Origin of the sequence: Anabaena sp. 54, assembly GCF_017355725.1 — a bacterium.
In the GTDB taxonomy this organism is placed as follows: Bacteria; Cyanobacteriota; Cyanobacteriia; order Cyanobacteriales; family Nostocaceae; genus Dolichospermum; species Dolichospermum heterosporum.
The window spans coordinates 117,945-137,321 of sequence record NZ_JAAVWA010000002.1 but is presented as its reverse complement, the minus strand read 5'-3'; the positions used below and the strand labels follow the sequence as shown (position 1 = coordinate 137,321).

20 protein-coding genes and 2 pseudogenes are annotated in these 19,377 nt (G+C 38.6%); 7 read left to right on the top strand and 15 right to left on the bottom strand.

Going from position 1 to position 19,377, the window contains the following annotated elements:
• Positions 1-14: 14 nt before the first annotated feature.
• Positions 15-326, bottom strand: a pseudogene (locus HEQ36_RS03135) (hypothetical protein); the annotation flags it as partial.
• Positions 327-729: 403 nt separating this feature from the next.
• Here HEQ36_RS03135 and HEQ36_RS03130 point away from each other — a divergent pair.
• The gene (locus HEQ36_RS03130) at positions 730-1,215 is read left to right on the top strand and encodes a hypothetical protein (protein ID WP_039204234.1); all 486 of its coding nucleotides are present in this window, start codon (positions 730-732) and stop codon (positions 1,213-1,215) included.
• 11 nt (positions 1,216-1,226) lie between these two features.
• Entirely contained in the window at positions 1,227-1,517 is a 291-nt protein-coding gene (locus tag HEQ36_RS03125) for a hypothetical protein (RefSeq protein WP_053538261.1), read from the top strand.
• Positions 1,518-1,621: 104 nt separating this feature from the next.
• On the opposite strand, the gene HEQ36_RS03120 is transcribed toward HEQ36_RS03125, so the two are convergent.
• The 6 genes and pseudogenes from HEQ36_RS03120 to cruG all read right to left on the bottom strand — a co-directional run bounded on the left by HEQ36_RS03120 (position 1,622) and on the right by cruG (position 4,892).
• The gene (locus tag HEQ36_RS03120; RefSeq protein WP_027401856.1) at positions 1,622-1,837 is read right to left on the bottom strand and encodes an NAD(P)H-quinone oxidoreductase subunit O; all 216 of its coding nucleotides are present in this window, start codon (positions 1,835-1,837) and stop codon (positions 1,622-1,624) included.
• Positions 1,838-1,929: 92 nt separating this feature from the next.
• A pseudogene (locus HEQ36_RS03115) lies at positions 1,930-2,142 on the bottom strand (glycosyltransferase family 2 protein); the annotation flags it as partial.
• A 111-nt stretch (positions 2,143-2,253) separates the two neighbouring features.
• A complete protein-coding gene (locus HEQ36_RS25965; protein WP_325064638.1) occupies positions 2,254-2,457 on the bottom strand; it encodes a hypothetical protein in 204 nt (67 codons plus the stop codon).
• Between the two features lie 3 nt (positions 2,458-2,460).
• A complete protein-coding gene (locus tag HEQ36_RS25960) occupies positions 2,461-2,697 on the bottom strand; it encodes an HNH endonuclease signature motif containing protein (protein ID WP_325064637.1) in 237 nt (78 codons plus the stop codon).
• A 9-nt stretch (positions 2,698-2,706) separates the two neighbouring features.
• Entirely contained in the window at positions 2,707-2,964 is a 258-nt protein-coding gene (locus HEQ36_RS03105; RefSeq protein WP_053538263.1) for a hypothetical protein, read from the bottom strand.
• Between the two features lie 752 nt (positions 2,965-3,716).
• A complete protein-coding gene (gene cruG, locus HEQ36_RS03100) occupies positions 3,717-4,892 on the bottom strand; it encodes a 2'-O-glycosyltransferase CruG (protein WP_168637213.1) in 1,176 nt (391 codons plus the stop codon).
• Between the two features lie 415 nt (positions 4,893-5,307).
• On the opposite strand from cruG, the gene HEQ36_RS03095 reads away from it, so the two are divergent.
• Positions 5,308-6,510 (top strand): AAA family ATPase, encoded by a 1,203-nt coding sequence (locus tag HEQ36_RS03095; RefSeq protein WP_053538266.1) that lies wholly within the window; start codon positions 5,308-5,310, stop codon positions 6,508-6,510.
• A gap of 80 nt (positions 6,511-6,590) precedes the next feature.
• Entirely contained in the window at positions 6,591-7,889 is a 1,299-nt protein-coding gene (locus HEQ36_RS03090) for an amino acid permease (protein WP_053538267.1), read from the top strand.
• Between the two features lie 491 nt (positions 7,890-8,380).
• Here HEQ36_RS03090 and HEQ36_RS03085 read toward each other — a convergent pair whose 3' ends face one another.
• A complete protein-coding gene (locus tag HEQ36_RS03085; protein ID WP_168637212.1) occupies positions 8,381-8,752 on the bottom strand; it encodes a hypothetical protein in 372 nt (123 codons plus the stop codon).
• Positions 8,753-8,763: 11 nt separating this feature from the next.
• Entirely contained in the window at positions 8,764-8,913 is a 150-nt protein-coding gene (locus HEQ36_RS03080) for a DUF4276 family protein (RefSeq protein WP_168637211.1), read from the bottom strand.
• Between the two features lie 347 nt (positions 8,914-9,260).
• Here HEQ36_RS03080 and HEQ36_RS03075 point away from each other — a divergent pair, with 347 nt between their 5' ends.
• Positions 9,261-9,827: a Uma2 family endonuclease gene (locus HEQ36_RS03075; protein WP_053538269.1), complete on the top strand. Its 567-nt coding sequence runs from the start codon at positions 9,261-9,263 to the stop codon at positions 9,825-9,827.
• A 118-nt stretch (positions 9,828-9,945) separates the two neighbouring features.
• On the opposite strand, the gene HEQ36_RS03070 is transcribed toward HEQ36_RS03075, so the two are convergent.
• From HEQ36_RS03070 to fdxB, 4 genes are all read right to left on the bottom strand, one after another.
• A complete protein-coding gene (locus HEQ36_RS03070) occupies positions 9,946-10,542 on the bottom strand; it encodes a heme-copper oxidase subunit III (RefSeq protein WP_015078454.1) in 597 nt (198 codons plus the stop codon).
• A gap of 100 nt (positions 10,543-10,642) precedes the next feature.
• On the bottom strand, positions 10,643-12,307 hold the full coding sequence (gene ctaD / locus HEQ36_RS03065; RefSeq protein WP_053538270.1) for a cytochrome c oxidase subunit I: 1,665 nt from the start codon (positions 12,305-12,307) through the stop codon (positions 10,643-10,645).
• A 49-nt stretch (positions 12,308-12,356) separates the two neighbouring features.
• On the bottom strand, positions 12,357-13,292 hold the full coding sequence (gene coxB / locus HEQ36_RS03060; protein WP_053541197.1) for a cytochrome c oxidase subunit II: 936 nt from the start codon (positions 13,290-13,292) through the stop codon (positions 12,357-12,359).
• Between the two features lie 570 nt (positions 13,293-13,862).
• Positions 13,863-14,156, bottom strand: coding sequence for a ferredoxin III, nif-specific (gene fdxB, locus HEQ36_RS03055; protein WP_039200275.1), 294 nt, complete (start codon positions 14,154-14,156; stop codon positions 13,863-13,865).
• A 901-nt stretch (positions 14,157-15,057) separates the two neighbouring features.
• On the opposite strand from fdxB, the gene HEQ36_RS03050 reads away from it, so the two are divergent.
• Together HEQ36_RS03050 and HEQ36_RS03045 are read left to right on the top strand one after the other, a co-directional pair.
• On the top strand, positions 15,058-16,644 hold the full coding sequence (locus tag HEQ36_RS03050) for a helix-turn-helix domain-containing protein (protein ID WP_053538271.1): 1,587 nt from the start codon (positions 15,058-15,060) through the stop codon (positions 16,642-16,644).
• A 315-nt stretch (positions 16,645-16,959) separates the two neighbouring features.
• Complete coding sequence (locus tag HEQ36_RS03045) at positions 16,960-17,688, top strand: hypothetical protein (RefSeq protein ID WP_168637210.1); 729 nt, start codon at positions 16,960-16,962, stop codon at positions 17,686-17,688.
• A 40-nt stretch (positions 17,689-17,728) separates the two neighbouring features.
• Here the strand turns inward: HEQ36_RS03045 and HEQ36_RS03040 are convergent, their stop codons facing one another.
• Both HEQ36_RS03040 and HEQ36_RS03035 read right to left on the bottom strand, forming a co-directional pair.
• Complete coding sequence (locus HEQ36_RS03040) at positions 17,729-18,010, bottom strand: hypothetical protein (protein WP_290706692.1); 282 nt, start codon at positions 18,008-18,010, stop codon at positions 17,729-17,731.
• A 23-nt stretch (positions 18,011-18,033) separates the two neighbouring features.
• Positions 18,034-19,347 carry an ABC transporter substrate-binding protein gene (locus HEQ36_RS03035; protein WP_168637209.1) on the bottom strand — a complete coding sequence of 438 codons (1,314 nt, stop codon included), beginning with the start codon at positions 19,345-19,347 and terminating at the stop codon, positions 18,034-18,036.
• Between the last annotated feature and the right edge of the window lie 30 nt (positions 19,348-19,377).

Below are 19,377 nucleotides of genomic sequence, written 5' to 3'. Positions count from 1 at the left end.
TATCAATAGTTTTACGCATTAGCCGCCCAAGTCCCTACAATAGTTCCCTCAAACTTAAACTCACCACTACGCAAACCCACACCCAACACATCTAAACCTATTGGTGACATGAGAGTATAACCAGTCTTGGAAACAGTAACAGCCCCCTGTCCCTGCAAATCCTCTAAAATCCCCTTATAGTCCGCCATTTTCTGACCCTTAGCCACTATCCGCTTCGTCAGCAAACCTTTTTTCACTTCCTGTTCATTTGCTCCTAAATCCCACAACGCAAGCAGCAAGCGAGTTTTAGCATATAAAGTCTGTAAATTTTGGGCTTGGGCGTTCATATTCAGTATCCTACTTAACTAAAAAATATTATAAGTATTTTATTTGTTACTTGGACAAAATTCAAATAATATTAACTATTTTGATGTAAATAAGACAAAAATCAATATTTATGACTTATGCCGCAAATACCCTGAACAGGTAAGGGTAAAGCATGAGCTAAACCCCTACATTTATACTCAGGATGGGGATATTTTTTGAGTAAGAAGTCTCTAATTGCATATTTCCGCAGAGGTAAGAAATTAGAGTCGCTTATATCAGCAGCAAGATGGAAGACCGACAAAAATAGTTCATGATTACATACAAATACTATACCCATCCTTTTCTAGGTACGAAAAAACAAAAGCTCAAATCTGCCTTTGTGTCTGTACGGAGATTAAAGAGTTGTAAATAATAGGAATAAGAATGAAGACTATATATAAAGAGCGTAAACTCGGTTTACGCGTGCAAGCAATACTGATGTCTACATTACTCTCAGTTCTTTTATTAACAGGCTGTGGCGGTGGTTCTCGAAACGCATCAGTACCACCACCTGTTGATGATACAGCAGGTAGAAACATGAGCGATCGCTCTTTAGTAAATCAACCCGAAGCCAAAAAAGGATTATCCACAGGTCAGAAAGTGGCACTTTTAGGGGGAGCAGCCGCTCTTTACTATCTCTACAACAAACAAAAAAACGCTCAAGGAACAGGAGCAAAAGGCAAATATTATCTCTCCAAAAATGGGCGCGTATATTACCGTGATGAGCAAAACCGCGCTCACTGGGTAACTCCTCCCCCAGATGGTATTCGTGTTCCCGAATCAGAAGCGCAAAAGTATAGTGAATTCCAAGGCTATAACGGACGCACCACAGGTCGGGATCTCACTCAACTACCAGAAGCAACACAATAAGGAGACAGATCATGGTTAACGACTTTTTGCAAAAGGCGAAAGATTTTTTAGTAGGGTTAGGCGATAAACGAGATCAAGAAGAAATCCGTCCACCTCGTGATGATCTAAACGAAGCAAATTTTGGTGATGTTCGTCCCGCTAGTGAAGACCCCTATGGCGACCCCGCCAACCAAGGCAACTTTGGTAATGTTCGTCCCGCCAGTGAAGACCCATACGGCGACCCCGCCGACCAAGGCAACTTTGGCAATGTTCGTCCCGCCAGTGAAGATCCCTATGGCGACCCCGCTGACGAGGAAAATTAACTATCTGGTGAAAATTAAATCTGCGTTTTCCAGAACCCTTGTAGAGACGTTCCATGGAACGTCTCTACTTTTTTGGAGATATCTATTTCTATCAGACATCTAAATTAGGCAAACTCTTCTAACTGTGACAACTTTAACCAAATATTGGGCGTTGGCACTTGTCCAAACTTGACCAAAGCATAATCACCCTTAATATCCACAATTTCCCCTTGGGTTTCAAACAAGTAACTAGGTAAACGGGAATCACTAGCTTGAGCTTCTAGACTATTTTCTAGCTTTTCCCGAATAGCCCGCACCATATTTCCTTTTTTAATCGCCATAAGTTCCCCTCATTCCAAAATAAACGCTTTTACTGAAAATTTTAGCCTGTACCCAGACACAAGGGGAATTTTTCTATTAATCACCTGGTTTTCTAGCCGACATCATCCCCATATTTCCGCCCGCGCCATTGCTTAGGAGTGTGAAATGCAGATAAAAAGATGCGTAGCCCCGCTAAAGGGTCAGCCAAAAGAGAAAGCCAGAATAACCAACCACCAGTGGCATCTTTCCGATCATAGGAGGGAGCGATCGCTAATAATAAGGCAAAGCGAATCACCACCAAAAATATATTCAATCCTAACAACAAATCCGCAATATCCTCATAAATCCTCCTTAGACAATCCAGAATTAGTGATCCAGCGACTCATTTTACCATCTGCATAATTATCGCATTTCCCATAATTTGGAAGACATTGCATTAAGCATTCATTCTTTTAATTGCTGAGAGAGAAGGATATTTTTTATTATCAATAAGTAATTGACGTTCTAATAAACGAGGTTGATCATTAAATCCTAAAATTCTAGCCGTCACTTGTCCTATATTTGTGAGAGATTCAATAGTAGAATTATTCAGTTTAAAATGTTCCCCCCAATTATCCCAACGAGGATGATAAAAACGCACAAATTATTTTTTATCTAAAATAATTGAACCGATATCACTTCCTTTAAAACGATTACAATAGACACAACAATAAGCCAGATTATCTATATTTGATGAGCCACCATGTTTGATACTAATAATATGATCAATGGCACAGCCTAAAATGGTATCATGTTCAGAAATCAGGCAATATTCACATAAATTATCCGCTCTTTCTGTAACTAAACGGCGAAGTTCTAGATTTAAATAAGGACGCTCCATAATTTAATTTTAAGCCTTCTCGTTAATAAAATCATAAGCCCTAGCTTTTGCTAGTCTTAATAAATGTTCTAGAATCAAATAATGATCTAATTCTGATTTCTCCTCTGGAGAAATTCCATCAGTTTTTTCCCGAAAAATTAAATCAGATACTCTTTCTTTTACTGTTTCCGATACTTGAAATTTAACTAAACTTTGAGATGTTATGCCAGCAGCGAGAAAGTTAATTATCTCTTCATACGCTGGATTAATGGTGATTGATGTTTTCATGATGATTATCTCCTTTATTAAGGATTTAAAATCCATAGAGCAAATAAATGTAGAGAATTTACAGATACACTAATTATAAGGAAGAACGCCGAAAACCCTTGAAAATGTGGGTGACTCAGGAAGCCACATTTGGGCTTTAGACAAGGGATGAAGGCTAGTACCGCAAGGCGGAAGTCAAAAGTCAAAAGTCAAAAGTCAAAATGAAGACAGTATAGGCTTTTGGAGGATTTAGAATGGTTGGTTTATTTACGCCGTTTTGTACTAGAGGCAGGATAAATCCTGCATTGATTTTAATCCATATTCGTGATACAACTATATTGTCACTAAAGACATAAAAAGCTACCGAGGGACTCTCGGAAAGTTACGCTTGTCAGATATGATTTCGCCCGCCAGGGCCAACGAAATCAGGGCAAGAACCCAAATATTTAAGGCAGTGCCTGAAACTGGGATAACTGAGGGATATAGACTGAAACTCTCTATAGAATCTCCGCGTCTTTAGACCGGAGAGTGTCAAAATAGCCTGTGTTCTTTAAGGGAACACCAAAAAATAAATTACCCAATTTTGTGGGATGGGCATCCTGCCCGTCCTTGATGATTAGCGGGCAATTCGTCCCGCACCACAAGAAATTTTTGGGTATTTTTTTAATTGGAAGTCCCTAAGAACCAAGATATTTTCTCATGATTAAGATCGCTCTCCCCACAAGACAAACTGGAATAAAGAGCGATACCCTCAGTCACCGCCCTAAATAGCCTTAATCCCCATATTTCCGCCCGCGCCATTGCTTAGGAGTGTGAAATGCAGATAAAAAGATGCGTAGCACCGCTAAAGGGTCAGCCAACGGAGAAAGCCAGAATAACCAACCACCAGTGGCATCTTTGCGATCATAGGAGGGAGCGATCGCTAATAATAAAGCAAAGCGAATCACCACCAAAAATATATTCAATCCTAACAACAGCAGCGCCGGCAGTGAAAGCACCAAAGAAGGCAGCGACAAATAACCCAGTAAAATCAAAATAGGTAAACCCTGCACCGCCGACAATACCCATAAATCCCCCCAAATCTGAGCGGGAGAAGCAGCATCCTTCAAATCAAGGCTGCGCCCCCATTCGTTCCAAGTTTCCCACGCCCCCTCATACATCCTCACCCTTAGCACCTTAGCCCCATCCAAAAAGCCCACCTTAAAGCCCTTCGCGGCAATATTCCGCGCCAAAGTCACATCATCACAAAAAGAACCCTTCGCGCTGCTGTAACCATCCACAGCCTTTAACACAGACCGACGACACAAAAAACACTGACCATTAGCCATCACCCGTTCCGGTTGTTCAGTATAAATCCCCGTCGGATCAAATCTATACAACAACGTCATTAACAAAGCCGGTTGTAACCAACATTCCCCCGGATACTTGAGAATAAACTGCGGTGATAAAGATACCAAATCATAACCTTTAGCGATCGCCGTTTGCACCAAACTCGCCACCAAACCAGCATCAGGTTGGATATCTGCATCCATACCCAAAAACCACTCACTCCCCTCAGAACTGAACAAAAAACCATTATGCAACGCCCAAGGACGACCCACCCACCCAGAAGGTAAAGGATCATCCGTCATCACCCGAAAGCGTGGGTCAGTCGCTGCTGCCGCTTTTACCAAATCGGGAGTACCATCTTGAGAGCGACTATCAACCACAATAACTTCCCGAACCTCATAACTTTGGCGAGTCAAACCAGCCAAAAGCGGACAAATCCGCAAAGCCTCATTTAACGTCGGTACAACCACGCTCACACTTCCTAAAAGTTCCGGTGTTGGCTGTTGTGGTGTTAAAGCTGGATCACGTCTAGGACCCTTCAGCAACCGGGAAAGCAAAATCGCCGTTGCCGGTACTTGGACAAGTAGCAATAGGAGTGGAATAATATTTAGCAATTTCAACCCTGACTTTTTGTATAAACTAGCTACTTTAAATCTTCTCGCAATTTAGGCAAATTGACCTAAATTATCCAGCGATATGCAATAGGCATTAGGTTTCTGGAGATTATCGGTTTCATCTAATACTTTTCCAACAACCTCTAAGGACAGGCTACGCCATCAGCATTAAGCAGCAAAACCTTTTGGTGTAATGCTATAGTATGTTACTTGACACTCTCCGGTCTAAAGACGTGGAGATTCTATAGAGAGTTTCAGTCTATATCCGGATAAAGGAAAGCAACTAGCCTTCATCCCTTGTCTGAAGCCCAGATGCGTTCTCCTAAGTCGAACGCATCTTCAAGGGTTTTCGGCATCTACTTTATAAGTGTGATTAAAAAGTTGTGCATCATTGCCTGTTTCAACAGAGAATAATTTGACTATGGATTTTGACTATTTCCGAACCAACGAAAGTAATAACACCAATAAGAACTTTCAACACTTGTTATCTAGTGGTTGGCGACCATTTCACAGAGATTTTGATTGGGAATACTTCGGTAAAATTCTATTCCATGACACTCAAGAATTAACCCAAAAAAGTATTAATTTAGCCAGTTATTATGCTGATGCTTTAGCGAGAAAAGAATATGCTTGGTGGGCAAATATTTTAAATTTAGCTTCAGATTACACCCGTGGTGAATTCCAAAAATATTGGAATTATATTACACCAGATATGCTCACCCCAGAACAGCGCCATAAAGACTTTTTAACCACAGAAACACCCCTAGTCCAATTTGTCAGTCGCAACAGTATTCCTATTGATTACGTCCTGAATCTTCTCCAAGAAATAACCGTCTTACGAGTTTTAAAACTATTAGAACGTCCTGATGTTATCACTCAATATTACTCAGAACGAGACTTTTATTTCCCCGTTGAAAAATTTGTAAACTGGGAAAGACTAGATGTGGTTAATACAGTTTATGCCTACTGGTCAGAACATGATATTTGGTTACAAATTGAAGCTTATGAAAGAGGCAGAAGAAATTATACTTTAATGGCTAAAAATATCAAGCCATTAATTAATAAAGCCACCTATGATCTAGCAGTCATGCTGAGTGGATATCAAAGTCGTGTTGGGAAAGTTCATAGTCAGTATTCATTACCGACATTTCCCCAAGATATTCAAGATTTTACTGACATAGTTCAACAAACAATTTTAGATCAAAATCAATTAGCCGTTGTAGTACATGGCGCACCAGGTACAGGGAAAACAGCATGGACACAAAGTGTTGCTAAAGAAATTCTTGTCCCTTTAGGATATGTAATTTTCATTTTAGATCATGATGCCATCACTAACTTTGTGCCGCCAACATATTTAGAAAAGATTTGTATTATCATCAACGAAGCTGATAATTTAGCTCAAGATCGAGCTTCAGAAGTAGCACAATATAACAACAAAACCGAGCATATTTTAGCCTTATTAGATGGGACATTATACCAAAGCATAATTGACGAATCTGGTATTCAAATGCAACAGAAATTAGTCATACTAATGACTTGTAATACCACGGAAAGATTAGATCCAGCCATGTTACGTAAAGGTAGAGTAGACTTAATATGTGAGTTTACCAAAAAATTTGTTTAATTAACCACAAGACAATATCCCCGACTTCTTCAAGAAGTCGGGGATATAAATAATCTCAATAACACTAATTACCTGCACTTATGAATAAAAAAGAACAAACAGTAACGCGATTATTTTCCCATCTAAAATTTGATAATCATAAATTTCAACATCAACCCGGTAGTGTTTTAGGAAATACAGCTTTAATTGTCGGAACTACCATTGGGGCGGGGATTATTGGATTACCTGCTGTAACTTTACCATCGGGGATTATACCATCCACAATCCTACTTATTACTGTATGGCTGTATACTTTAACCTCCGGTTTATTAATTGCAGAATTGACTTTAAATGTGATGAGATTTGAGGGTATTTCTCATATAGGTTTATTAGCAATCATAGAAAAGATTCTCGGTAAACCAGGAGCGAGAATTGCCGGAATTGCCTATGTATTTAACCACTATGCCCTGTTAGTGGCATATATGACTGAAGGTGGCAAAATTTTAACAACCACAGTTGATAAAGTTTGGGAATTAGAGCATATTTCACCTCAGTGGGTAGGAACAGTCAGTTTTTTTCTCGTATTTGGTAGCCTAATGTATTGGGGTAAAGATAGATTGATAGAAAGAATAAATGGTATATTTATTATTATTTTATTAATTACTTTTTTGGGTTTATTAATATTAGGAGGAATGCAATTTCAAAACTCTCAACTTCTAGTACAAAATTGGCAATCTATTGGTAATGCTATTGCTATTATATATGTAGCAATGTTCTTTCACAGTATTATTCCACTGGTTGTAACTCAATTAGAAGGAGACATTAATAAAATTCGCCAATCTATGATTATTGGTTCATTAATTCCCTTATTCATGTTTTTAGCTTGGAATGCTGTTATTTTAGGCTGTATGACTCCAGATATTTTATCCCATAATTTCGCAAATGAGAGCGTATTTGATCCACTGCAAATTCTGCGAACTGGTCAATTAGGAGAATGGTTTGCTGTCTTATTATCAATTTTTTCTGAATTTGCAATTGTGACATCATTTATAGGTATTACCTATGGTTTAGCAGACTTTTTTCAAGATATTTCCATCATTACCAAAAGCGAAATTTCTCGTTTACCTCTTTATTCCTTAGTGTTGCTTCCACCTCTGAGTTTAGGAACATTTAATCCTAATATCTTTTTTCATGCTTTAGAATACACGGGAGCATTTAGTGTTTCCATTCTCGGAGGAATTATGCCAGCATTAATGAGTTGGAAACAAAGTCAAACACCAGAATTTGCTAATGGTAACTATCAAACCCTAGTTCCTGGGGGAAAAATAACATTAATATTTATTATGGTCGGGGCATTATTTTTAATATGTAGACAAATTTTGGTAATATATCAATTCTAAAAATGAATAATTTTCGGTTAATGAAAATTAGCAAATTTCTGAGTAAGCTGATAAAAAGTGAATAAAACCTCTCTTATCGGATAATGACAAGAGAGGATTTGGAGCTAAAGTCCGGTAGGGTAATCGGGCTATTTAATATTTAATATTTATTCGGGTTTAATCCAGTCCCCCCTAAGACATATAAATTGATGATTATCATCTACAATTGGTATCATTTACGAATTTGCATAAAAAAATCCCTTGTTTGTATAGTGCAAACAAAGGGATATACTGTTAAAGTTCGTCAGGTGATCGGAATGTTTAATTATTTAATATTTATTGGGTACGTCTTGATTCCTCCATTGGGTAGATAAAAATTTGTGATATGAAGATATTGTTGTATATTTTTAGACTATTAACATAAATACATTTATTCATATATCATATTCATGAAGAAATCATGAATTTATCGGCGTTGCTGAATTGAGGTATGAAATTCCCAAATTGAACCTTTAAAACTCAAACCTCAGTGCGTCTTTGCGCCTTTGCGTGAGACTAAAATTCATACCCTTAATCAGCAACGCCAATTTATCAATATATCCGACAAATTCTCCCAAACTAGGAACGCTATTAGCAAGGTACATATATAGAAACTCGTAATCTAAATTAGATGCAAGTCTATTGATTTGTTTCTCGCTTTTGTTATAACCTTTTCCTGCATAGTTATAAATCTGTTTCAGATCATCAGCAGGATGAGGTCTTTGTTCCATATCATCAGTTTGAGGATTAAATCCAAAAATTGATTGAATTTGCTCTGGAGTCAAACCTGGATCTATTTTGAGAAAGTGATTATATTCTGCTAAAAACCATGATTCCACTTCCATAACAGCAAGAACTATATTTTCATTATTACTTTATCAAAGTTAATTCCTTGCCGAGATTTAATCTCTATGGAAATCTGAAATTTTCCAGCAATTTCTCTCAGCAACTTTGCGACAAAAATCTGTTCTGTTTTACCCTCTACAAAAATAGCTAATTTTTTCACTATTCTATATTTTCCTCATTACCTCAACTGTGGTAATCATCATGTTGTAACCGATTACATTGAAGTGATCACGATTATAGCAAAATGGGGACTATTGCTAATGTGAAGGTCTAAAATTTTCTGGTAAGTGATAGAAGTGATAGAAGTGTCACACCAAAAATCTGTTGTAGGGTGCGTCAGATACCAACAATCTATTTATTTGCAGGATTTATGCAATCTGATGCACCCTACGAATATGCCAGTTGCGTAAGTTCTGAGTGAATTACATTTAATTTCGTGCAGAGACGTAGAGAGAAATAAATAGTGTTAAAATCTAACTAACTACGGCAATAGATGGAGTAACTCTGATGCTACAAGTTAAACATCAATTTCAAAGCTTTGAAGAATATTTATCTTATGATGATGGTACGGACAAACTTTATGAATTATTTAATGGAGAGTTAATAGAAATGCCACCAGAATCAGGAATTAATGTGCAAATTGCCAATCGTCTTTTCTTAATCTTTGCATTGTTAATAGGGATTGATAGAGTGCGAGGACATGGTTTAGAGTTGGAAGTCAGAGGAGAACCGAGAAACCGTTATCCTGACCTGACTATTATTCGAGAAGAGCATATTCAACAATTAGCAAATCGGAACACTATTCGCCTATCAATGCTACCACCTTTATTGGTTGTTGAAGTTGTTAGTCCTGGGGAATTACAAAGAGATAGAGATTTTATTGCCAAACGTCTACAATATCAAGATTGTGGTATTCCTGAATATTGGATTATTGACCCCCAAACCCAAAGCATATTGGTTTTAGAGTTAATTAACAAAATTTATCATGAGATTGGGATTTTCTCCGGTGATGATTTAGTTTTATCTCCACAATTTAATAGTCTAAACTTGAAAGGATCACAAATTTTTGCATAAGGAAAATGTGTGAATCAGGATATCCAGGATTTAAGGATTTACAGGATTAGGAAAATGTCTAAATCAAGGTTTTCAGGATTTGAGTAATTCATCATTGAGAATTACTCATTACCTATATTTACAAAATATTGAGCAGGTACACCAATGTGAAGAGAATGATCCAAATAATATCCACAAAGTGCCAATAAATTTCCGCCATTTCGATGCCCGTATGTTTAGTGGCAGAATAATGACCACGACGGAAAGAACGCCATAATACACCCAAAATTAATAACAATCCAATAAAGACGTGCAAACCGTGAAAGCCTGTCATTAAATAAAAGCAATTAGAGAAAACATTAGTAGTGAATCCATAACCTAAATTCATGTATTCATAAACCTGACCAGCTAGGAATACAGCCCCCATAATTGCGGTGATAAAATACCAAAACCGCATCCAACCCACACTATTTCTTTTAATTGCCATATCACCAAAGTGAATGACAAAACTACTAGAAACGAGGATGATCGTGTTAATGGCTGGGATAAATAATTCTACTTCTGTTCCTGCTGGTGGCCAAACTGCGGTTGTCCCTTTAAAAAACAAATAGGTGGCAAAAAATCCACCAAACATTAATGATTCAGAAGCGAGAAATGTGATTAATCCCCACACTCGTAAATCTGGATGTTCTTCATGCCCGTCGCTATGATGTTCAATTGGTGTAATCGCAGTCATATTATTATTCCTAGTAAATTTTTTCTAGTCTCACGCAAAGGCGCAAAGGCGCAAAGATAGAAAGAATTATCCTCAAAAAACCTCTGCGTACCTCTGCGTTTTAATCTGTTAGCGATGATTTATCATGACCATAGTCATAAGGTCCATGAGTAACAACGGGTAGAACTTCCCAGTTTTCAATGATGGGTGGGGAAGAGGTTGTCCATTCTAAAGTTAAACTTTCCCAGGGGTTATCACCTGCGAGTTCACCGTTTTTCCAACTGAAAATGGCGTTTAAGGCGAAGGGAATGACAGAAATACCCAAAAGGATTGCGCCAATGGTGCAAAGCTGGTTTAAGCTGGTAAATTGGGGGTCATACATGGCAACTCGGCGGGGCATTCCTTGTAACCCTAGTTTGTGCATGGGTAGGAATGTGAGGTTTGTGCCGATGAAGGTGAGGACAAAATGAACTCGTCCCCAGGTTTCGTTCATCATTCTGCCGGTGATTTTGGGAAACCAGTGATAGATACCTGCGTAAATCCCAAAGACTGAACCACCAAATAAGACGTAGTGGAAATGACCGACTACATAATAGGTGTCGTGAACGTGAACGTCAAAGGGGGCTGTTCCCATGGTTACGCCGCTTAAACCGCCCATGACGAACATGGAAAGTAATCCAATGGCGAATAACATGGCGCTGGTGAAACGGATTTTTCCTCCCCAGAGAGTTGCTACCCAACCGAAGATTTTCACACCTGTGGGGACTGCAACTATGAGTGTGGAAATGGTGAAGAACATCCGCATCCAACCGGGTGTGCCACTGGTGAACATATGGTGAACCCAAACGAATAAACCAACGACACAAATGGCGACTGTGGAAAAGGCGATCGCTTTATAACCAAATATCGGTTTCCGGGCGTGGGTGGGAATAATTTCGGACATAATCCCGAAAATCGGCAGAATCATTAAATAAACCGCCGGATGGGAATAAAACCAAAATAAATGTTGGTAAATAACGACGTTACCACCTGCATCTGGTTTGAAGAAGGATGTGCCGAAATTAATATCAAATAACAGCAAAACTAAACCGGCTGCTAATACGGGAGTAGAGAAAAGGGCAAGGATAGAAGTTGCTAAAATTGCCCAACAAAACAGGGGAACTTGATCCCATTTCATGCTGGGAACTTTCATCATCAAAATGGTGATGACAAAGTTAAGTGAACCTAAAATTGAAGAAGTTCCTACCAAAACAATCGCTAAAATCCACATTGTTTGGGCGTTGTTGGCGGTAACTAGACTTAATGGTGGGTAAGCTGTCCAACCTGATTGAGAACCACCAAAGATAAAACTACCTAATAATAATAATCCGGCGGGGGGATTTAACCAAAAGGCGATCGCATTTAATTTAGGAAAAGCCATATCTCTAGCACCCATCATTAATGGGACTAGATAGTTACCAAATCCACCAATTGCACTGGGAACAATCCACAAGAAAATCATGATTGTGCCATGATTTGTCATGAAGGCATTGTACAGATTTGGATCAAGAAAGTCCGAGTCCGGTGTGGCTAATTCGGCGCGAAGGGCGATCGCCATTAACCCACCAATTAGATAGAATGCAAAGGCTGTCACCAAGTATTGAATCCCAATAACTTTGTGATCAGTATTAAATGTGAAATAATCTCGAACTTTCCAGGCTGGGGGATGAGAACTATGAGTAATCAGCCGGGTTGTTGATTCGCTTTCATCAGGTGGGGGATTAACTGGAAAATTTACTTGTGTCATATTTTTGTTAGTTGTCTTTTGTCAGTTTTCAGTTATTAGCTAATAATTACTAATGACTCATAACTAATGACTTAAGATCTGCTGGACTTACTTCCAAATTGTGAATGTAGGGGTCAAGAAATTCTGACGGAGATAAATTCTCCAAATTAACTGCTACAGCATGATTCATATCTTGCTTTTGGGCAATCTGGTTTTCACTCATCCAAGCATCATAATCTGCTTGTTCATGGACGATTACTTGCGATCGCATTGAACCGTGATAACCACCACACAATTCTGCACAAACTACCGGATAAGTACCAGTTTTTGTAGCTGTAAATCGCAGTTGTGTAGGAACTCCAGGAATAGCATCTTGTTTCAGACGAAATTGGGGAACCCAAAAAGAATGAATCACATCATCTGCGGATAAATTCAATTGCACATCAGCACCAACAGGAACGTGCAATTCTCCAGCAGAAATACCACTTACAGGGTAATTAAATAACCACGCAAACTGTATACCCTTAACATCTACAACCAAATCAGCCGGTTTATTTTTGGTTTGCGGATTTTCACCAATCCCAATATTAGCTGTTTGACTAACATTCATAGCACCTGCTGACTCATGGTGAGGATGACTACCCACACCAAAACCACCCATTTGGTTATAAATATCAACACTATAAATACCTAAAGCAATCACAATTACCGTAGGAATTGCCGTCCAAAAAATTTCTAAACTCAAGTTACCTTCTACAGGTGTACCATCAGAGTTATCTCCTTTGCGTCGTCTATAGATAACTAGAAACAGCAGAATCGTCCCTTCAACAATTAAGAAAAGAGCAACCGCAATTGTTAACATGATATTGAAAAAACCATCCACCAAAGGCGCTTGTTGCGATGCTGCTTCCGGTAATAAATGATGATTTTGACCAACCCAGATACTGATAGGGGCTATTATCATCCCAGCTAACAGTGTCCACAGCGAAACAGGAACTTTTTGCATAAATGCTACCTGCTTTGTAAATAGTAGTAAAACCAGAGTCAACAGATTTTGGATTGACTCCACCAGACGAGTGTAGAGCTTGAGGATTTTAGATTGGTGGTTTTTGATTAATTCCGCCCTGAAGAGGCGGGGAACCTGTCCCGAAAATTCCCAATCCAAAATCTGAAATTTTTCGGTCAGTAAAGATAGACTTTGGTAGCCACAGAATTATTTTCTGAGGACAAAATTATCTTTGATATTTTCACTATTACTGTTCTAACTTGTATCTAATCAAAAATCGGTAAACTTCCATATTTTTTCATATTGATAACCACAAAATCCCCGACTTCTTGAAGAAATCGAGGATCTAAGAGGTTGATATTTTCATAAATCAAATAGCAGCAGAAAAAATATTAGCAAGTATGATTTTTTTAGATGATAGCAACTTACGATTTACGTTTCTGTTTACTGCAAACCTTTTAACCGACTACGGTAAATATTAAGATTCCCCTCTAATTACCTTGCCTATAGACTTAACCAAAATAACCGATGTTTTGCAGGACATCACATCGTTAAACATTACCAAAGATGTTATTTGTCTAGTGTTACATGACTATAACAATTTTTAGAACAAATTCGAGAACAAGCTTCACAGCCAATACAGTTTTCTGGGTTAGTAACAACCATTACTTTCCGTTCTACTTCTTCCTCATCTTCATCTTCTACAAATTCACCTTCTTCGTTTAAAGGCATTAAGCCCAAAACTTTATGACCACAAACTTTCATACATCTGCCACAACCGATACATTTCTCTTTATCTATTTCTTGGGCAAATTTAGGAGTCCAAGCAGTACCTCCAAAGGTCAATCCTGTTAATGTAGCCATGAATAAAACCTCAGCAATTTTAGCTAGATGTTAGTTAATCCTTTAATCTTCATACTAGCCTGATATTTCATTTTTTCAATCACAAAAGTTAACTTTTTTATCAAATTTTGATGACCTGCTAAATAATATTATTTATTTTTGCTTATTTTAAACTATTAAATGATATTACTTATTGATAAATTTATCTAGTGTGCTTGGATAAAAAGCTGATTAATTAAAGGTTTCCAGAATTTTGTTTAAAGTTATTTTCTCAATAAATATCAATTAATGCGTCTAAAAATACCCCATTCAATAAGAATAATAATCAATTAGCACCCATTATTATTAGCTTCATTAACCTCCTATTTGCAAATATTTTCTAATTAGATAAAAATATTCTACTAACAGTATTAGTAAATACAAACTTAAAAAAATCATTTCCTCTATTTTTGAACTATTTTCTTCACATCCTAAATCACGTAGGTTGGGTTGACAAAGGAAACCCAACATTTTCGCCACCTTGTTGAGTTTTGTTCCATTACTCCGTAAGGCTGACGCGAACAATCCAACCTACGGCTATAAGATGTTCTTCAAAAACATTTTACATATTTTATATAGCCCAAAATAAACATTATGACAGTAAATATCCAGGTAAATATTAAGAAATCCTGCCAAGCTCATACTGAACAATCTTATTGAAATCTTTATGAAAAGTATAGTTAATGAAGAAGCAATGAAGCCCAACTTTGCAAAATATAAATAGCTACAAAATCTGGCTTCATTCACCCTATGAGTAATTAATCAGGCGAGAAACATATCTTCTTGTTATAGAGGTAATTTGGTAGCGAGTTATGAATCAAAAGGACACATTAAGGGGAGACTTGAGCCAAACATCTCAACGATTAAAGTAGGAAGACGGACTATGCCGCATATAATTCCTAACCACAGTTGCGTGGGATGTGACAACTGCCGACCCCTATGTCCTACGGGTGCAATTAAAATCAAAGATGATGAATATTGGGTTGATCCTGCCCTTTGTAATAATTGTGATGGCTATTATTCACAACCACAATGTGTAATTGCCTGTCCCACAAATGCGCCTATTCCTGTACACGCCAAAAAAGGAAGATGTAAAATTGAACCACGAGATGTTACCAGTCCAGATTTATTTTCTAATGGTAAGAATAACCCCTTTGCTTCAGCCATAGTTATCTGGGAAGCTTGTAATTTACTAGCACAACGAACATCTTTACAATGGGAAAAAGATGAGGAAGGTAACTTACATTACAGTCGCTCAGTTAATCAAGGACGAGGAACAATTTCCTTTCATCTTCAAGACCTATTTCCAGTTAACAACCGTGCTAATAATTCACAAGCAATTGATTATTTAGACATCCGGGCTGCTTGTATTCATCTTATTTTCGCCGCTCAAATTACAGCCTTAGATCAACCTTGGGAAGAAGAATTTACCATTGATGAACGACAAATTGAACAGTATTTGGGCTTAGAAAAACGTAAAGACCTCAGCAAAAGTGCCAAACTCGGTTTAATTAAAAATATCGTCTCTCAGACTTGTTCTCTCATGGTTTCTATTGACTGGCCACAACAAGGTAGAGTTCCCAGTTTTTCCATTAAAGATAGTTATTTATGGAATTTGACAGATACCCAACACCATTTTCAAGAAGATGATCAAGGTTGTAAATATTTAGTGGGACTGACATTTACAATTAAAGCTGGGATTTGGACTAAACATTTCTTCAACAGACAAGGATGCAAAGAACGAACCACATTTTATCAATATGGCAGTCTTCCCAAAACTTTACTCACCACAGTTATGAGTCTGTGGCAACAACACGAAGGTGCTGTTAGACTTATGCTTTGGTTATTGTTTAAAACAAAAATGGGGAGAGAACAACGCATCACTATTCCTACCTTGCTGCGCGTTGCTTATGGTGAGGAAAAAGTGACCCAAGCTTCCAGACACAGGGAAGAACGGAAACGCCTACTTAAAGCCTATGAAAATGATTTAGAAGTTCTCAATCATTATGGAGTCAAGCCATTATTTGATCCTGTTACCTATCCCCCGGAAATTCAGCCCCTGTGGGCAAAATTAGTAGATATACCGGAAGATCCAGAGGAAGCGTTAGAATTTTGGATTAATGATGGTAGTGGTGAAAATCGCCTCACAGACAGCGGACCACGTGGTAAATGGAATTTACTTCTGAACGCACGCATTTTATCTTTTGAACTCCCGACCGATTGGGAAAATCGTTCAGAATCAGATAAAAAACAACGTCGCTCCACTAAAGCAAAAAGCAATCATCAACAAACAGGTAATTTGCTAGGGGAAGAGGTTATGGAAGGACGAAAAAAAATGAACCTCTCCCAAAGGGAACTAGCCAAGTTGATGGAAAAAAGCCAAAGCTGGATTCGTGATGTGGAAAAAGGGCGCTTAAAAGCTAAACTAGACGATCAAATGCTCTTGAGACAATTGCTAGATATTTCATAAGGTACAGCAGGAGTCAGGAGGAAAATTCTCTTGGCTTTTGATGTAAATTTTTTACGCAGCTTAGTTAATTAAACAAAATCAAGATCCGAATTTTGATTTTTGGTGTTAGATGGTGAGTATTAACAAAATTTGTTAACTTGAGATGATATCTAAGTAGGTAAACAGGAAAATTTAAAGGTATGTAACGGTATGTAAAGTTGTCTCAATGCAATATTCTGATTGAGTTTCAGCCATTTTACAAAACGCAATACCCCTCATTTTTATTTTGTTTACCTACTTAGATAGGTATCAATCTTAATTTATTGAGGAGTGAACATGAGTAATATTATTTTTCGTAAAACTTGTTTAGCCTTACCAAGTCTTGCAGCTTTGGTAGTTTTAGGTAGCGGACTTTCCGTAAATGCTCAGACAGTCGAACCAGGAACAATTGTTCTTCCCACCAAGCAAACATCAATATCCACCGTTGCTACAGAAGAAATAGCCAGTCGGACAATCACACCCGTACCAGGAACTGTAGAAACTTCATCAGTTATGCTCAATTCTGGTTCTACACAAGCTACCGAAAAAACAGAACCATCCAATCAAATAGCACAAAGTCCGATTGGCATAGGTAGAGCCACTCGTGGTGGTAGTAGCTATATTGGTGTTGGTCTCAACGTTGGTGCATCCGGTAGCTTTTCAGCTTTGAGTGATGGTAATTTCACTGTTATCAGTAAAATTGGTCTGACCAAAACCTTATCAGTTAGACCATCAGTAATATTAGGAACAGATACAACATTTCTTACTCCTATTACTTACGACTTTGCTTTTAAATCACCAGATCCATTTACAGAACCTTTACCCATAGCTCCTTATATTGGACTAGGTGCAGCTATTAAAACAGGTGATAAGTCTAACACTGAAGCTGCTTTGCTAGTCACTGGTGGTATAGACGTACCTCTCAATAGCAGATTAACCGCCACAGCCGCCGTCAACGCTGGATTTTTTGATAAAACTGATGTGGGAATTTTATTAGGAGTCGGTTATAACTTTACTGGTTTTTAGAAGCGAGTAGGGGCGCAGGGCCTGCGCCCTTTCTCAGGAGTCAGGAGTCAGGAGTCAGGAGTTCAGAAAGAAGAAAGAAGAAAGAAGAAAGAAGAAAGAAGAAAGAAGAAAGAAGAAAGAAGAAAGAAGAAAGAAGAAAGAAGAGGGAAATTTCTCCCCCTGCCCCTACATCCCCTACATCCCCTACATCCCCTACATCCCCTACATCCCCTACATCCCCTACATCCCCCACATCCCCTACATCCCCCACATCCCCCACATCCCCCACATCCCCTACATCCCCCACATCCACCACATCCCCTACATCCCCCACATCCACCACATCCCCTACATCCCCTACATCCCCTACTTAGGACTCACCTTATCAATCACCTTGATTTTGCCATCATCGCCCACAGTCCAGACATCATAAGTACCAATGACATCACCATTAGCGTCAACATCTACATCACCGCTTGCGCCTTGATAATTAATTTGTTTCCCTTCTTTAAGTAGCTTCAATCCTTCACAAACATCGCTAACTGGTGTACCTTGACCAGCGGATACTTCCCGAATTTTACCAGCAATAGCAACCCCTGTATTTTCCTTCGCAGCTTGAGCGGCTAATACCAACAAAGCCGCAGCGTCCCAAGATTGAGGTGCGTATTCTCCAGGAGAACCGCCTTTTTTCTCTTGCCAAAGTTTATTAAAGTTTTCCAAACCTGGACCACTAGAACCAGGAACTGTCCCAATAGCCCCCGATAAAATATACTTGCCGTCACTACCTTTGCCAACTTGGTCAGGGAAAGTAGAAGATTTTACGCCGTCCGTGAGTAAAATTTGTACGCCTTTCGTGACACCTTGTTGATAAGCAGCTTTGAGAAATAAACTCCCTGTTTCCGCATATAATACGCCTAAAACCGCATCTGGTTTCCCAGCAAAAGCCGCAGTTGCTTCTGTATCAAATGTTTGGGATTTGGGATCATAGCGCACAGGCTTATCTTTATTAACTACTGTTCCGCCCAATTTTTCAAAAGTATCTACAAATGCTTTTTCAAACCCCACGCCATAGTCATTGTTAATAACTACTGTGGAAACTCTTTTAAAACCTTTTTTCTTAGCAAGTTGAGCTAAAGCTAATGCTTGATAGGTATCAGGGGGAGCAGTTCGCGCCCAAAAGCCCTTAAAGTCACCTTTTTTAGCTTTGTCGGTAAATACGGGGCTGGTGCTACCAGGAGAAATCAGCATGACTTTATTGGGTACAGCAACAGAAACCGCCGCAGTGGAAACGCTACTAGCAAAAGAACCGACTACACCAGCTACCTTATCTAAGGTTGCTAATTTGGTCATTCCCGCAGCACCGGCTTTAGGATCTGTTTGGTCGTCTACTTGTACTAAAGTGACTTTTTCACCGTTAACACCCCCACAAGCGTTAACTGTGTCTACTAATAAGGGAACTGAACCAACCATTTGTTGTCCAATGGAAGCTAAGTCACCTGTTGTGGGTAATAAACTACCAATTTTCAATCCTTTAGTATCACTGGTTGTAGTGGTAGCACTTGGGGAAGTGGTACTACTTCCAGTAGATGATGGGGGATTGGGATTTTCGCAAGCGGCTAACAAGAAACCACTGGCTAAGGTTGCTATACTCAAGGCTAGGGAAACACGAATTTTTGCCATAGTTAATCACACAGATATTCAGAAAACTTG

Coding starts and splice junctions, on each gene's coding strand:
- HEQ36_RS03130 (WP_039204234.1), top strand. CDS start 730: ATGAAGACTATATATAAAGAGCGTAAACTCGGTTTACGCGTGCAAGCA.
- HEQ36_RS03125 (WP_053538261.1), top strand. CDS start 1,227: ATGGTTAACGACTTTTTGCAAAAGGCGAAAGATTTTTTAGTAGGGTTA.
- HEQ36_RS03120 (WP_027401856.1), bottom strand. CDS start 1,837: ATGGCGATTAAAAAAGGAAATATGGTGCGGGCTATTCGGGAAAAGCTA.
- HEQ36_RS25960 (WP_325064637.1), bottom strand. CDS start 2,697: ATGGAGCGTCCTTATTTAAATCTAGAACTTCGCCGTTTAGTTACAGAA.
- HEQ36_RS03105 (WP_053538263.1), bottom strand. CDS start 2,964: ATGAAAACATCAATCACCATTAATCCAGCGTATGAAGAGATAATTAAC.
- HEQ36_RS03095 (WP_053538266.1), top strand. CDS start 5,308: ATGGATTTTGACTATTTCCGAACCAACGAAAGTAATAACACCAATAAG.
- HEQ36_RS03090 (WP_053538267.1), top strand. CDS start 6,591: ATGAATAAAAAAGAACAAACAGTAACGCGATTATTTTCCCATCTAAAA.
- HEQ36_RS03085 (WP_168637212.1), bottom strand. CDS start 8,752: ATGGAAGTGGAATCATGGTTTTTAGCAGAATATAATCACTTTCTCAAA.
- HEQ36_RS03075 (WP_053538269.1), top strand. CDS start 9,261: ATGCTACAAGTTAAACATCAATTTCAAAGCTTTGAAGAATATTTATCT.
- HEQ36_RS03070 (WP_015078454.1), bottom strand. CDS start 10,542: ATGACTGCGATTACACCAATTGAACATCATAGCGACGGGCATGAAGAA.
- ctaD (WP_053538270.1), bottom strand. CDS start 12,307: ATGACACAAGTAAATTTTCCAGTTAATCCCCCACCTGATGAAAGCGAA.
- coxB (WP_053541197.1), bottom strand. CDS start 13,292: ATGCAAAAAGTTCCTGTTTCGCTGTGGACACTGTTAGCTGGGATGATA.
- fdxB (WP_039200275.1), bottom strand. CDS start 14,156: ATGGCTACATTAACAGGATTGACCTTTGGAGGTACTGCTTGGACTCCT.
- HEQ36_RS03050 (WP_053538271.1), top strand. CDS start 15,058: ATGCCGCATATAATTCCTAACCACAGTTGCGTGGGATGTGACAACTGC.
- HEQ36_RS03045 (WP_168637210.1), top strand. CDS start 16,960: ATGAGTAATATTATTTTTCGTAAAACTTGTTTAGCCTTACCAAGTCTT.
- HEQ36_RS03035 (WP_168637209.1), bottom strand. CDS start 19,347: ATGGCAAAAATTCGTGTTTCCCTAGCCTTGAGTATAGCAACCTTAGCC.